General features: G+C 71.8%; 13 protein-coding genes and 1 pseudogene. 11 read left to right on the top strand and 3 right to left on the bottom strand.

Annotated features, from left to right (window positions below; all coding sequences use genetic code 11):
• Positions 1-88 precede the first annotated feature (88 nt).
• Positions 89-582, bottom strand: a pseudogene (locus ACFZDK_RS32815) (TetR/AcrR family transcriptional regulator).
• Positions 583-671: 89 nt separating this feature from the next.
• Here ACFZDK_RS32815 and ACFZDK_RS32810 point away from each other — a divergent pair.
• The 6 genes from ACFZDK_RS32810 (at position 672) to gatB (ending at position 5,208) form a co-directional block, all read left to right on the top strand.
• On the top strand, positions 672-1,043 hold the full coding sequence (locus ACFZDK_RS32810) for a DUF4267 domain-containing protein (protein ID WP_390977527.1): 372 nt from the start codon (positions 672-674) through the stop codon (positions 1,041-1,043).
• A gap of 30 nt (positions 1,044-1,073) precedes the next feature.
• Positions 1,074-1,565 (top strand): cupin domain-containing protein, encoded by a 492-nt coding sequence (locus ACFZDK_RS32805; protein ID WP_390977526.1) that lies wholly within the window; start codon positions 1,074-1,076, stop codon positions 1,563-1,565.
• A 77-nt stretch (positions 1,566-1,642) separates the two neighbouring features.
• Positions 1,643-1,939, top strand: a complete 297-nt coding sequence (gene gatC, locus ACFZDK_RS32800) for an Asp-tRNA(Asn)/Glu-tRNA(Gln) amidotransferase subunit GatC (protein WP_067164579.1) — start codon at positions 1,643-1,645, stop codon at positions 1,937-1,939.
• 6 nt (positions 1,940-1,945) lie between these two features.
• Positions 1,946-3,439 (top strand): Asp-tRNA(Asn)/Glu-tRNA(Gln) amidotransferase subunit GatA, encoded by a 1,494-nt coding sequence (gene gatA / locus ACFZDK_RS32795; RefSeq protein ID WP_390977525.1) that lies wholly within the window; start codon positions 1,946-1,948, stop codon positions 3,437-3,439.
• A complete protein-coding gene (locus ACFZDK_RS32790; RefSeq protein WP_365342860.1) occupies positions 3,436-3,678 on the top strand; it encodes a hypothetical protein in 243 nt (80 codons plus the stop codon). Before gatA ends, ACFZDK_RS32790 begins: the two co-directional genes overlap by 4 nt.
• A 15-nt stretch (positions 3,679-3,693) precedes the next feature.
• Positions 3,694-5,208 carry an Asp-tRNA(Asn)/Glu-tRNA(Gln) amidotransferase subunit GatB gene (gene gatB, locus ACFZDK_RS32785; protein WP_390977524.1) on the top strand — a complete coding sequence of 505 codons (1,515 nt, stop codon included), beginning with the start codon at positions 3,694-3,696 and terminating at the stop codon, positions 5,206-5,208.
• A gap of 56 nt (positions 5,209-5,264) precedes the next feature.
• On the opposite strand, the gene ACFZDK_RS32780 is transcribed toward gatB, so the two are convergent.
• The gene (locus ACFZDK_RS32780; RefSeq protein ID WP_390977523.1) at positions 5,265-6,074 is read right to left on the bottom strand and encodes a methyltransferase domain-containing protein; all 810 of its coding nucleotides are present in this window, start codon (positions 6,072-6,074) and stop codon (positions 5,265-5,267) included.
• A gap of 186 nt (positions 6,075-6,260) precedes the next feature.
• On the opposite strand from ACFZDK_RS32780, the gene ACFZDK_RS32775 reads away from it, so the two are divergent.
• The 5 genes from ACFZDK_RS32775 (at position 6,261) to ACFZDK_RS32755 (ending at position 11,504) form a co-directional block, all read left to right on the top strand.
• Positions 6,261-6,578 (top strand): hypothetical protein, encoded by a 318-nt coding sequence (locus ACFZDK_RS32775; protein ID WP_390977522.1) that lies wholly within the window; start codon positions 6,261-6,263, stop codon positions 6,576-6,578.
• Between the two features lie 51 nt (positions 6,579-6,629).
• Positions 6,630-7,202 carry a GNAT family N-acetyltransferase gene (locus ACFZDK_RS32770; RefSeq protein ID WP_390977521.1) on the top strand — a complete coding sequence of 191 codons (573 nt, stop codon included), beginning with the start codon at positions 6,630-6,632 and terminating at the stop codon, positions 7,200-7,202.
• 35 nt (positions 7,203-7,237) lie between these two features.
• Positions 7,238-7,864 (top strand): hypothetical protein, encoded by a 627-nt coding sequence (locus ACFZDK_RS32765; RefSeq protein WP_390977520.1) that lies wholly within the window; start codon positions 7,238-7,240, stop codon positions 7,862-7,864.
• A 197-nt stretch (positions 7,865-8,061) separates the two neighbouring features.
• Positions 8,062-8,253 (top strand): hypothetical protein, encoded by a 192-nt coding sequence (locus ACFZDK_RS32760; protein ID WP_355717119.1) that lies wholly within the window; start codon positions 8,062-8,064, stop codon positions 8,251-8,253.
• Between the two features lie 173 nt (positions 8,254-8,426).
• Complete coding sequence (locus ACFZDK_RS32755; protein ID WP_390977519.1) at positions 8,427-11,504, top strand: AAA family ATPase; 3,078 nt, start codon at positions 8,427-8,429, stop codon at positions 11,502-11,504.
• A gap of 7 nt (positions 11,505-11,511) precedes the next feature.
• Here the strand turns inward: ACFZDK_RS32755 and ACFZDK_RS32750 are convergent, their stop codons facing one another.
• On the bottom strand, positions 11,512-12,675 hold the full coding sequence (locus ACFZDK_RS32750) for a PQQ-dependent sugar dehydrogenase (RefSeq protein ID WP_390977518.1): 1,164 nt from the start codon (positions 12,673-12,675) through the stop codon (positions 11,512-11,514).
• Positions 12,676-12,827 lie beyond the last annotated feature (152 nt).

The following is a 12,827-nucleotide window of genomic DNA, read 5'->3' as shown; positions in this document are numbered from 1 at the left end:
GGGTGGGTTGTGGCTGCTCGCGCCCGCGCGGCGGAGCCGCATATCGGACACAGCCCCGCGCCCCTGAAAAGCAGGGCGCTGGGCGGCCCTATGGAGTTACAAAGTGGCCGATCAGTAGCCTCAGGCGTTCCTCGTGGGCGTTCTCCGGCAGGCGGCCGCTGCGGGTCAGGGCTGCCAGGCCGTGGAGGCCTGCCCAGAAGGTCTCCGTGAGGATGGTGTGGCGAACGGCAGGTTCACGTGGTGGGTGAACATCGCGTCGTAGAACCCGGGGCGCCGGTGGGCGAAGGACGTGCAGGTCTCCGCGACCGCCGCGAGTGACTCCTTGGTGCCCTTCGCCGCCTCGCGCGCCGCGCGCAGCTCCACCGCCCGGTCCGCGAAGCCCTGGACCGCCACCGCCGCCATGAGGGCGTCCTTGCCCTTGAAGTGGCTGTAGAGGACGGGCTGGCTGTACTCGGTCTCGGCGGCCAGGCGCCGGGTCGTCACCGCGTCCCAGCCCTCCGACTCTGCCAGTTCCCGCGCGGCCGTGACGATCAGTCGCTCCCGCTCTGCCCGCTCGCGCTCCCGGCGCTTCTGGATCGACACGCTCTTCGGCCTAGCGACGCTAGCCAATCTGTCGATGCTCTGCTAGCTTCGCTGTAAGTCCTAGCGTTGCTAGAAAGAGGAGGCATCCCATGACCGTCACCGCCTACACCCTGGCCGTCCTGCTCAACCTGTTCTGCCTGTTCCTCGGCTACCGGTTCCTGTTCCAGCCGGGCCCGGCCGCCGCCGGTTACGGCGTTCCCGCCGACCCCGAGGGCGACGCGGGTGCCTATCTCTCCATCAAGGGGGTCAGGGACGGTACGTTCGGCCTCGTGGGGCTCGCGCTGCTGGCCTTCGCCGGCGCGCAGGCCGAGGCCTGGTTCATGCTCAGCGTGGCACTCGTGCCGCTCGGGGACACGCTGATAGTGCTGCGCAACGGCGGGGCGCGCGCCGTCGCGTTCGGGATCCACTTCGCCACCGCGGTCACCGTGCTGATCAGTGCCGCGTTGCTCTTCCTCGTCTGAACCGCGCATCCATCAACAGGGGGCAGTGAAATGTCGTTGTTCGTGCCGAAGTTCGACGATTCCGTGATCGTGCGGGAGGCCGACGCCGAGGTCGTCGGCGGTGACCCGACCCGCGTCCGGCTGCTCGCCGACAGCAGGGCCAGCGGTGGCGCGCTCTCCACCGTGCGCGTCACCCTCGGGAAGGGCGCCGACGGTGCCGTACCGCATCTGCACCGCAACTCCGCCGAGCTGTTCTACCTGCTCGACGGCGCCGCCGAACTGCTCTCCGGCGACGACGTCGTCACCGCCGAGCGCGGCGACCTGGTCATCGTCCCGCCCGGGAAGCCGCACGCCTTCGCCGCCGTTCCCGGCAGCACCGCGGACATCCTGATCGTCATCACACCGGGCGTGGAACGCTTCGAGTACTTCCGCCACCTCCAGCGCCTGCGCCTCGGCGAGGCCACCCTGGAGAGCCTCCTGGAGGTGCAGGAGCTGTACGACAACCACTACCTGCGGAGCGAGGCCTGGGACACCCGTCACTGAAACCGTTTAACGGCTACCCGCCCCCGCCCCATAGGATTGGCTCCAAACCACACACACTCACCCCAGAGGAACGCTGCATGCCTGGCATCACGCGCGAGGAGGTCGCCCACCTCGCCCGGCTGGCGCGTCTGGAGCTGAAGCCCGAAGAACTCGAACACTTCGCCGGCCAGCTCGACGACATCATCGGCGCGGTCGCCCGCGTCAGCGAGGTCGCCGACCAAGACGTACCGCCGACCTCGCACCCGCTGCCGCTGACGAACGTCATGCGCGCGGACGAGGTCCGTCCCTCGCTCACCCCCGCGCAGGCGCTCTCCGGCGCCCCGGCCCAGGAGCAGCAGCGTTTCAAGGTGCCGCAGATCCTGGGGGAGGACTAGACAGCCATGACGGACATCATCAAGCTCACGGCCGCCGAGACCGCCGCGAAGATCGCCTCCGGTGAGCTCACCGCGGTGCAGGTCGCCGAGGCCCACCTCGCCCGGATCGAGGCCGTCGACGAGAAGGTGCACGCCTTCCTGCACGTCGACCGCGAGGGTGCCCTGGCGCAGGCGCGCGCCGTCGACGAGAAGCGGGCCAAGGGCGAGAAGCTCGGTCCGCTGGCCGGCGTCCCGCTCGCGCTCAAGGACATCTTCACCACCGAGGGCATCCCGACCACGGTCGGCTCGAAGATCCTCGAAGGCTGGATCCCGCCGTACGACGCCACGCTCACCAAGCGGCTGAAGGCCGCCGACGTGGTCATCCTCGGCAAGACCAACATGGACGAGTTCGCCATGGGGTCCAGCACCGAGAACAGCGCCTACGGGCCGACCGGCAACCCCTGGGACCTGACCAAGATCCCCGGTGGCTCCGGTGGTGGCTCCTCCGCCGCCCTCGCCTCCTTCCAGGCGCCGCTCGCCATCGGCACCGACACCGGCGGCTCCATCCGCCAGCCGGCCGCCGTCACCGGCACGGTGGGCGTCAAGCCGACGTACGGGGCCGTGTCCCGGTACGGCATGGTCGCCTTCTCCAGCTCCCTGGACCAGGGCGGCCCGTGCGCCCGTACGGTCCTGGACGCGGCCCTCCTCCACGAGGTCATCGCCGGGCACGACCCGCTGGACTCCACCTCCATCGACACGCCGGTGCCGCCGGTCGTCGAGGCCGCCCGCAACGGCAGCGTCGAGGGCATGCGCGTCGGTGTCGTCAAGCAGTTCCGCGGCGAGGGCTACCAGGCCGGCGTCCTCCAGCGCTTCGACGAGTCCGTCGCCCTCCTCAAGGACCTGGGCGCCGAGATCGTCGAGCTGGACTGCCCGTCCTTCGACCTCGCGCTGTCGGCGTACTACCTCATCGCGCCCAGCGAGTGTTCCAGCAACCTCGCCCGCTTCGACGGCCTGCGCTACGGCCTGCGGACCGGCGACGACGGCTCGCACTCGGCCGAGGAGGTCACCTCCCTCACCCGTGAGGCGGGCTTCGGCCCCGAGGTGAAGCGCCGCATCATGCTCGGCACCTACGCGCTGTCCAGCGGGTACTACGACGCGTACTACGGCTCCGCCCAGAAGGTCCGCACGCTCATCACGCGGGACTTCGAGAAGGCCTTCGAGCAGGTGGACGTCATCGTGTCGCCCACGACGCCGACCACGGCCTTCCCGATCGGCGAGCGCGCCGACGACCCGATGGCGATGTACCTGGCCGACCTGTGCACCATCCCGACGAACCTCGCGGGCAACGCGGCCATGTCGCTGCCCTGCGGTCTCGCCCCGGAGGACAACCTCCCGGTGGGCCTGCAGATCATCGCCCCGGCGCTGAAGGACGACCGGCTTTACAAGGTCGGCGCCGCCGTCGAGGCCGCCTTCGTGGAAAGGTGGGGCCACCCGCTCCTGGAGGAGGCTCCGTCGCTGTGAGCAACGCACTGTCGAAGGCCAAGGGCTTCAAGAAGTCGAAGTCCGGCACGTACCTGTCCATGGCCACCACCGCCTTCGGTGCGGTCGGTGTCGCCAAGCAGATCAAGAAGGCCCGGTCCGAGCACGACACGCTCCGCCTGATCGACGCCACCGTGTCCGCCGTCGCCATCGTCACCGGCCTCGCCATCCTCTACCGCGAGCTGAAGCGGCTGGGCGACGACGACGTCCTGCTGGGCTGAGAGGGAAGTTTCACCGTGACCACCACGACCGACCTGGTGTCGTACGAGGACGCGCTGGCGTCGTACGACCCCGTCATGGGCCTCGAGGTCCATGTCGAACTCGGCACCAAGACCAAGATGTTCTGCGGGTGTTCGACCGAGCTGGGCGCCGAGCCCAACTCGCAGACCTGCCCGACCTGCCTCGGCCTGCCGGGCGCGCTCCCGGTCGTCAACGCGACCGGCGTCGAGTCCGCGATCAAGATCGGTCTCGCGCTGAACTGCGAGATCGCCGAGTGGTGCCGCTTCGCCCGGAAGAACTACTTCTATCCGGACATGCCGAAGAACTTCCAGACCTCCCAGTACGACGAGCCGATCGCCTTCAACGGCTACCTCGACGTGCAGCTGGAGGACGGCGAGTCCTTCCGCGTTCAGATCGAGCGCGCCCACATGGAGGAGGACACCGGCAAGTCCACCCATGTGGGCGGCGCGACGGGCCGTATCCACGGCGCCTCGCACTCGCTGCTCGACTACAACCGCGCGGGCATCCCGCTCATCGAGATCGTCACCAAGCCGATCGAGGGTGCGGGCGAGCGCGCTCCCGAGGTCGCGCGGGCGTACGTCCGTGAGCTGCGCGAGGTCATCCGGGCGCTCGGCGTGTCCGAGGCCCGCATGGAGATGGGCCAGATGCGCTGCGACGTGAACCTGTCGCTGCGCCCGAACGGCACCGAGAAGTTCGGCACCCGCTCCGAGACCAAGAACGTGAACTCGCTGCGGTCCGTGGAGCGTGCGGCCCGTTTCGAGATCATGCGGCACGCGGCCGTGCTGAACGGCGGCGGGACGATCATCCAGGAGACCCGGCACTTCCACGAGGACACCGGGTCGACGACCTCGGGCCGCGTGAAGGAGGAGGCCGAGGACTACCGGTACTTCCCGGAGCCCGACCTGGTCCCCGTGGCGCCCTCGCGCGCGTGGGTCGAGGAGATCCGCACGGCGCTTCCGGAGATGCCGCTGGCCCGCCGTACCCGGCTGCTCGCCGAGTGGGGCATCTCGGCGGTCGAGATGCAGGCGATCCAGAACGCCGGTGCGCTGGACCTGATCGTCGCCACCCTCGACGCCGGGGCCGACGCGGCCTCCGCCCGCAAGTGGTGGATGGGCGAACTGGCCCGCAGCGCCAACGAGTCGGGCACCTCGCTCGACGAGCTGGCGATCACCCCGGCGCAGGTCGCCCGGGTCACCGAGCTGGTCTCGAAGGGTGACCTCAACGACAAGCTGGCCCGTCAGGTCATCGAGGGCGTCCTCGCGGGCGAGGGCACCCCGGACGAGGTCGTCGAGAAGCGCGGTCTGAAGGTCGTCTCGGACGAGGGCGCGCTGACCACGGCCGTCGAGGAGGCCATCGCCGGCAACCCGGGCGTCGCGGACAAGATCCGCGGCGGCAAGGTGGCCGCGGCCGGCGCCCTGGTCGGCGCGGTCATGAAGGCGACCCGCGGCCAGGCCGACGCGGCCCGCGTCAAGGAGCTGATCCTGGAGAGGCTGGGCGTCAGCGAGGGCTGAGCGGCAGCATGCACCTGGTACGGCCCCGGAGGCGCTGCCTCCGGGGCCGTACCGCGTCACAGGCGGCGGCCCACGATCCGGGCGAAGCCGAGCAGCTGCCCCCGGTCCGCCTTCACCAGCTCCACCGACTCCCGGGCCATCCGGGCCATCTCCGGGTCCGGGCTCTCCGCGGCGCACACCTCGCTCCACAGCAGCCAGTCGCGCCAGCCGTCCTCCAGCCAGTCGGCGGCCTCGACCTGTACGGCCCCGCTGCGCGTCCAGTGGCGGTGCCACCAGCCGGCGGAGTGGAACGCCCAGAAGCCGGGGTCCCAGTGCGCCCTCAGGTGCTCGGGCGGCTCGGCGCCGTCCAGTTCCTCGCTTACTGCGGGCACGACGATCCCGATCCGCCCGCCGGGCTTCAGCAGCCGGGTGAGCGTGGGCAGATAGAGGTCGGCGGTGCCGAAGTACTGGTACGCGTCGACCGAGACGATCGCGTCGAAGCTGCCCTCGGCGAAGGGCAGGTCGTGCGCTTCCACGTGCACCGGCTGCACGCGGTCGGCGAACCCCGCCTCGGCGATGCGCCCGGCGTTGTCGTCGGGCTTGACCCACAGGTCGGCCGCGGTGACCTGGGCGTGGAACTCCCTGGCCAGGAAGATCGAGGTCATCGCCCGGCCGCAGCCCAGGTCGAGCACGCGCGCGCAGGGGCGCAGCGCGCCCAGGCCGAGGGCGGGGGCCAGCCATTCCAGCAGCCACAGGGCGTGCGGGCCCATCTGGTTCTCGACGGCCCAGCGGGCGTCGTAGGTGCTGCTGAGCGGGTAGCGGGGAAGGTTCAGACGGTCGGTGAGAGAGGAGTCATTCGACGGTGCGGGAGAGACGGCGTCGGACATGACTGAACGGGCTCCTTGTGATCTTCGTAGTGGAAGGCGATGCGTAGGAGCTCGGTCGAACCGTCAAACAATGCACCCGCTTCGGTCGTCGGCGAGGGGCCGGTCAGGGCTGACCAGCGGAAGCTAGCAGTTGTCCACCTGGCTCGCAGCCGGTTTTCTCAGGTGCGGGTACTACGCTCGCCCGCCATGACCGCGCACGCCGAATCCGACACCGAACCGGAGATAACCGAGGTGGAGGCCGCGGACGACGAGGACCTCTACGAGGACGCCCGTCGGGCCCGCTGGACCGCCACCGTGACCGGGGCGCTGCTGGCCCTGATGGGGGTCACCGCCGCGCTGATGAGACTGAGCGGGGTGCCCGCGCTGGTACCGGCCGCCTATGGCTCCGGAGCCGCCGTCTGCGTGGCCGCGTCGGCGCTGGGGGCCCGGGGCCGTACCCGCTGGGCCCTCTGGCTGATGATCCTGGGCACCATGGTGATGGCGCTCGGGGACCAGTTCGACTGATGCGGCCGAGGTGCCGGGCCGGTGCGGGAACGGGAGAAGGAGGGCGGGACGATGTATGTGACATCCCTGGGTGACGGTGCCGAGCTGCGGCCCCTGGAGGTCTGGCACGCCGGGGAGCTGCTGGCCAACATCGACCGGGGGCGCGAGTTCATCGGCCGGCACATCGGGCTGCCGGACGTGATCGGGGACCTGGAGCAGGCCCGCGCCTATCTGCGGTCCTACGCCGAGAAGCGTGCCGTCGACGGCGGCAGCCTGCACGGGGTGTGGCTGGACGGGAAGCTGGCCGGCGGCCTGCTGTTCCGGGTCTGGGACACGCCCACCGGGGTCTGCGAGGCCGGCTGCTGGCTGGAGCCCGCGGCCGCCGGGCGGGGACTTGTGACGCGTGGGATGCGTGTGCTTCTGGACTGGGCGTTTGACGAGCGTGGCATGCACCGTGTGGAGTGGCATGCGTCGTCGGCCAACGAGGCCAGTGTCAACGTGGCCCGGCGGCTGGGCATGACCCGCGAGGGCGTGATGCGGGAGAACTACCCCCACCGGGGTGTGCGCACGGACACCGAGGTCTGGTCGGTGCTCGCCCCCGAGTGGCACGCGGTACGCGCCCGTACCGCCGAGCACGATCATTAAGAGACCTCTCAGACAGCGTCCGTACGGTGCGAGGTATGGGAACGAAGACTGTGGACGGAGCCGGGACCGGCGCCGAGGCGAAGAACGACGAGACGGCTACCGAGGAGACGGCGGTGAATGTCACCAAGGCCTCCGACGAGGCCGGTGAGCCGGAGACGGCCGAGGCGTCCGAGGCGGCGGCGTCCGCCGAGGCGAGCGACGAGCTCGCCGACGACGAACCGGCCGACGGCGAGGAAGCGCTGCTGCTGGACGAGGAGCCGGAGGGTCCCTCCGGTGTCGGCCAGGGCGCCGCTGCCGTCGTCTCCGTCGTGCTCGGCCTGGTCTCCCTCACGGGTGGCTGGATCGGCACGGTGGCCGCGGCCCGCGAGACCCTCATCGGCCAGCTCCAGACCTCGTCGACCGCGAGCGTCGCCAAGCAGGTCAAGGAGGTGTACGGCGACGCGTGGCAGACCACCGCGCTGTGGGCCGGCCTGTTCGCGCTGGTCGCGTTGATCACCGGGGTCGCGGTGCTCGCCCGGCCCGCCTTCGGCGCGCCCGGCAAGGCGCAGGCGCCGTGGATCAAGTCGGTCGCCTGGGCCGGTGTCGCGCTCGGCGTCATCGGACTGCTGCTGGCGGTCCTCAAGTACTCCGACGCACTCCTCGGGCTGCCCTCGACCAGCTGAGACAGCGCAGGTCAGAAGGGGCCTTAGGGCGTCCGTAAGCACCTTACGGACGACCTAAGGCCCCTTACGCGTGTCCGGGGTCCGGCGGCCGCCCGAAGATGCGGAACTCTCCCGATGTGGCGCACCCCCCTGGGAGACGAGAGTGGAGACATCGCAGAAAGCGAAGCCCAACCACCCTCTCTCACAAGGGAAACACCATGTTCGAGTTCGAACTCCACCAGATCCGTTCCGCCGAGCTGCGCCGGCAGGCCGAGCAGGACCGGCTCGTCCGCGAGGCCGTCCGCTCCCGCCGCGCCGCCCGCCGCGAGGAGGCGGCCCGGCAGGCCGCCGTACCGGCGGAGCCGCATACCGGCCGTCGCGGCCGGCGCCGGCTCCCGCGCGCCGCGTGACAGGGCGGCCGGGCGGCGCCGGCCGCCCGGAGACCGAAGACGCGCAAGCCGGTGGCCGTACGGGGGTCGGTCACCGGCTTGCGCCACGACAGTCGGAAGGTACGACATCGGTGCGTATGACAAGCGCACCGGCACTGTGGAAAACCGCTGCCCTGTGCGACGGGCCGCGTGCGATGCTCTGGCCTGTGGAAACCAGGTCCGTGAGTCCCGTGTTCGTAGGCCGCAGCGACGAGTTGGACACACTGAACAGGGCGCTCGACCGCGCCGAGGCGGGGGAGCCGCAGGCACTGGTGGTCGGCGGGGAGGCCGGGGTCGGCAAGACCCGGCTGGTCGAGGAGTTCGCCACGGCCGCCTGCCGCCGGGGCGCGGTCGTCGCCCTGGGCGGCTGTGTGGAGATCGGCGCCGACGGGCTGCCGTTCGCCCCGTTCTCCACCGCGCTGCGCGCGCTGCGGGCCGCCCTGCCGGAGGAGCTGGCCACGGCCGCCGCCGGTCAGGAGGACGAGCTGGCCCGGCTGCTGCCCGAACTCGGCGAGGCCACCGCCGGCCGCCACGACGAACAGGGCATGGCCCGCCTCTTCGAACTCACCGCACGGCTGCTGGAACGGGTCGCCGCCGAGCGCACGGTGGTCGTCGCCCTGGAGGACCTGCACTGGGCCGACGCCTCCACCCGCCACCTCCTCGCCTACCTGCTGCGCACCCTGCGCACCGGCCGCCTCGTGGTCCTCGGCACCTACCGCGCCGACGACATCCACCGGCGCCATCCGCTGCGCCCCCTGCTCGCCGAACTCGACCGGCTGCGCACCGTCCGCCGGCTGGAACTCGCCCGGTTCAACCGCGAGGAGGTCGGCCGCCAGATCGCCGGCATCCTGGCCGCCGAACCCGACCCCGCCCAGGTCGACGACATCTTCGAACGCTCCGACGGCAACGCCTTCTTCGTCGAGGAACTCGCCGTCGCCGCCACCGAGGGCTGCTGCGCCGGACTCACCGACTCCCTGCGCGACCTCCTCCTGGTCCGGGTGGAGGCGCTGCCCGAGAGCGCCCAGCGGGTCGCCCGGATCGTCGCCGAGGGCGGCTCCACCGTCGAGTACCGGCTGCTGGAGGCCGTCGCCCAGCTCGCCGAGGACGACCTCATCGAGGCGCTGCGGTCCGCCGTCGGCGCCAACATCCTCAACCCCACCCCGGCCGGCGACGGCTACCGCTTCCGGCACTCCCTGGTCCGCGAGGCCGTCGCCGACGACCTGCTCCCCGGCGAACGCTCCCGGCTCAACCGGCGCTACGCCGAAGCCCTGGAGAGCGACCCGACGCTGGTGCCGGCCGACGCCCGCGTCACCCGACTGGCCAGCTACTGGTACCAGGCCCACGACCCCGCCAAGGCCCTGCCCGCCGTCCTCGACGCCTCCGTGGTGGCCCGCGGCCGGCACGCCTACAGCGAGCAACTGCGGCTCCTGGAGCGGGCGATGGAGCTGTGGGACACCACCCCCGAGGAGATCCGCGCGGCCCTGCGGCCCGTCGACTACACCGACGTCTACCCGCCCTGCGGCTGTGATCCCGCCACCACTCCGCTGCGCTACCTCGACCTGATGGCGGAGGCGGCGGTCGCGGGCCGCTTCTGCGGAGAGCGCGAACGCGCCCTGAAGATCACCAAGAAGGCGCTGCGGCTCATCGAGGAGGAGGGCGACCCTCCCCCTGGCTCTCAACTGCGTTCGAGCCGGGGGGACCCCCAGCGCGCCGCCTGGTTCTGGGTGCAGCGCTCCCGACTGGTCCAGGCCCTGGCCCGGGGGGACGGCTGGCAGGAACTCGGCACCGCCCAGGACCTGGTGCGCGGCCTGCCGCCCTCGGAGGTGCACGCCGACGTGCTGGCCAACGCGGCCGCCTGGTCCATGCTCCACGAACCCGGTCCCGGTGCCTTCGCCGCCGCCGAGCGGGCCGTGGAGTACGCACGGATGGTGGGCGCCCGCGAGATCGAGCTCAACGCGCGCATCACCCTCGGCAGCCTCATGGTCAACGCCGGTGACGTCGAGAAGGGCCTGGCGGAGCTGCACCGGGTCAAGGACACCGCCCTCCAGGAGGGCGTGACCCATGTCGCGGGCCGTGCCTATGTGAACCTCCCCTCCGAGCTGGACTCGGTCGGCCGCTCCCGGGAGTCCGTGCCGATCCTGCGGGAGGGCCTCGTCTTCGCCCGCCGGTACGGCCTGCTGGACTCCGAGGTGTGGATCTGGGGCAACCTCTCCGAGTCGCTCTACGCGCTCGGCCAGTGGGACGAGGCCGCCGAAGCCGCGGCGGGTGCCCTCGGCTCCGCGGCCAGCGCCAAGCCCCGGGGCGCCGGCGCCCTGCGCCTCGCCCATATCGCCCTGGCCCGGGGCGACGCCGCCGAGGCCGCCCGCCAACTGGCCATCTCCGCGGCCCACTACGGCACCCACGACCCGATGCCCCAGGCCCAGCTGCCCGTGGCCCGGATCGCCATCGGTGTCGCGGCCGAGGAGGGCCGGCTCCTCGACGCCCGCGCCGAGCTGGACCGCGCCCTGGCGGCCGGGTTCCCGCCCGGCACCCAGCGCTACGGCTGGCCCCTGCTGCTGGCCGCCGCCACCGCCGAGGCCGACGCCCGCGCCCTGCCCGTGGCGGCCGACGGCCGCGCCGACGTCCTCGACCGGCTCGCCGAAGCGGTCCGCAGGCTCACCACCGGCGCCCCCGTCTGGCAGGCGTACGAGCGCTGGACCCGCGCCGAACTGCACCGCGCCCGGGGCACCGACACGGCCGAGCTCTGGTCGGACGTGGTCACCGACTTCGAGCGCCTGGACCGCCCCTACGACCTCGCCCGGGTCCGGCGCCGCCTGGCCCAGGTCCTGCTCGAAGAGGCGTCGGGCGACGACGACCGCGACCGCGCCACCGAACTCCTGCGGCTGTCCGGGGCGGTCGCCGAGCACCTGGGCGCCCGTCCGCTCGCGGACGCCGTCGCCCTGCTCGCCCAGCGCGCCCGCCTCACCCTCACCGCCACCGCCCCGCGCCAGGCCCTCGACCCGGCCGAGAACCTCGGCCTGACCAGCCGCGAGCGGGACGTTCTGCGCCTGGTCTCGGCCGGCCGCACCAACCGTCAGATAGCCGAGGAGCTGTTCATCTCCCCGAAGACCGCGAGCGTGCACGTCTCCAACATCCTCGGCAAGCTCGGCGTCTCGGGCCGCGGCGAGGCGGCGGCGGTGGCGCACCGTCTGGAGCTGTTCCCGCCCGGCCGCGGCGCCGCCGCCGGGCGGTGAGGCGCCGCTACCGGACCTGAAGCTCCAGGATCCTGTCGTCCCCCGACTTCGGCCTGCCCCGCCCGTCCGTGTTGCTGGTCACCAGCCACACCTTGTCGCCGCCCGCCGCCACGACCGTGCGCAGCCGGCCGTACTCACCCGTGAGGAAGGCCTGGGGCGCGGCCGCGGCGGTCGTGCCGTCCAGCGGGATGCGCCACAGCCGCCGGCCCTTCAGACCCGCCATCCAGATCACGCCGTCGACATACGCGATGCCGCTGGGGGACGCGTCGTCGGTGTGCCACTGGGCGATCGGGTTCACGTACTTGGCGTCGGCCGACTTCCCCTCCGCCTCCGGCCAGCCGTAGTCGGCGCCGGGCTTGATGGCGTTCAGCTCGTCCCAGGTGTCCTGGCCGAACTCCGAGGCGAACAGCCGCTGCTTGTCGTCCCAGGCCAGGCCCTGCACATTGCGGTGGCCGTACGAGTAGACCGGGGAGTCGGGGAAGGGGTTCCCGGGGGCCGGCTCGCCCTCCGGGGTCAGCCGCAGGACCTTCCCGCCGAGCGACTTCTTGTCCTGGGCCAGACCGCGCTGTCCGCTCTCGCCGGTGCCGGCGTAGAGCATGCCGTCCGGGCCGAAGGCGATCCGGCCGCCGTTGTGGATGAACCCCTTGGGAATCCCCTTGAAGATCGTGTCGGGAGCGCCCAGCTGCTCCCCGGCCGGCTTGCTCTCGTCCCAGAGCAGGCGCACGATCCGGTTGTCGGAGGCCGAGGTGAAGTACGCGTAGATCATGTGGTCCGAGGCGAAGTCGGGGGAGAGCGCGATCCCCAGCAGACCCCCCTCACCGGCCGCGGACACCCCGGACACAACCCCCAGCTCGGTGATCTTCCCCGTCTTCTCGTCCACCTTCACGATCGTCCCGTCGTCCCGGTCCGACACCAGCAGCCCGGCCCCACCCGGCAACGGCGCCAGCCCCCACGGCGACTTCAGCCCCGTGGCGACCGTCCGCACCACCTTGACCGACCCCTTGGCGGGAGCAGCGGACTCACCGACCGAGGCAGAGGAACCGCCGGAGGCACTCCCGGCCCACGACGGCGTGGGCAGCCCCTCCCCACCACCCCCGGACGAACACCCCACCACCACCAGGATCCCGACCGCGACCAACACAGCGGGAACAACTCGACGTTGCACGATCATGACCCCTTCGACGGCCCCTCCTTGCCGACGTTAGTACAGCGCCCCGCCAGGGGCACGGGGCTGTATCGATGTGCGGCTCCGCCGCGTGGGCGCGACCAGCCACGACGGCGCCGTACCCATCCGACGACAGGCCGCGCCACCTCCCCACCCAC

Origin of the sequence: Streptomyces sp. NPDC007901 (assembly GCF_042959465.1) — a bacterium.
Lineage (GTDB): Bacteria > Actinomycetota > Actinomycetes > Streptomycetales > Streptomycetaceae > Streptomyces.
The sequence above is the reverse complement of the archived record's forward strand: the minus strand, read 5'-3'. Positions and strand labels throughout refer to the sequence as shown.

Coding starts and splice junctions, on each gene's coding strand:
- ACFZDK_RS32810 (WP_390977527.1), top strand. CDS start 672: ATGACCGTCACCGCCTACACCCTGGCCGTCCTGCTCAACCTGTTCTGC.
- ACFZDK_RS32805 (WP_390977526.1), top strand. CDS start 1,074: ATGTCGTTGTTCGTGCCGAAGTTCGACGATTCCGTGATCGTGCGGGAG.
- gatC (WP_067164579.1), top strand. CDS start 1,643: ATGCCTGGCATCACGCGCGAGGAGGTCGCCCACCTCGCCCGGCTGGCG.
- gatA (WP_390977525.1), top strand. CDS start 1,946: ATGACGGACATCATCAAGCTCACGGCCGCCGAGACCGCCGCGAAGATC.
- ACFZDK_RS32780 (WP_390977523.1), bottom strand. CDS start 6,074: ATGTCCGACGCCGTCTCTCCCGCACCGTCGAATGACTCCTCTCTCACC.
- ACFZDK_RS32775 (WP_390977522.1), top strand. CDS start 6,261: ATGACCGCGCACGCCGAATCCGACACCGAACCGGAGATAACCGAGGTG.
- ACFZDK_RS32770 (WP_390977521.1), top strand. CDS start 6,630: ATGTATGTGACATCCCTGGGTGACGGTGCCGAGCTGCGGCCCCTGGAG.
- ACFZDK_RS32765 (WP_390977520.1), top strand. CDS start 7,238: ATGGGAACGAAGACTGTGGACGGAGCCGGGACCGGCGCCGAGGCGAAG.
- ACFZDK_RS32760 (WP_355717119.1), top strand. CDS start 8,062: ATGTTCGAGTTCGAACTCCACCAGATCCGTTCCGCCGAGCTGCGCCGG.
- ACFZDK_RS32755 (WP_390977519.1), top strand. CDS start 8,427: ATGCTCTGGCCTGTGGAAACCAGGTCCGTGAGTCCCGTGTTCGTAGGC.
- ACFZDK_RS32750 (WP_390977518.1), bottom strand. CDS start 12,675: ATGATCGTGCAACGTCGAGTTGTTCCCGCTGTGTTGGTCGCGGTCGGG.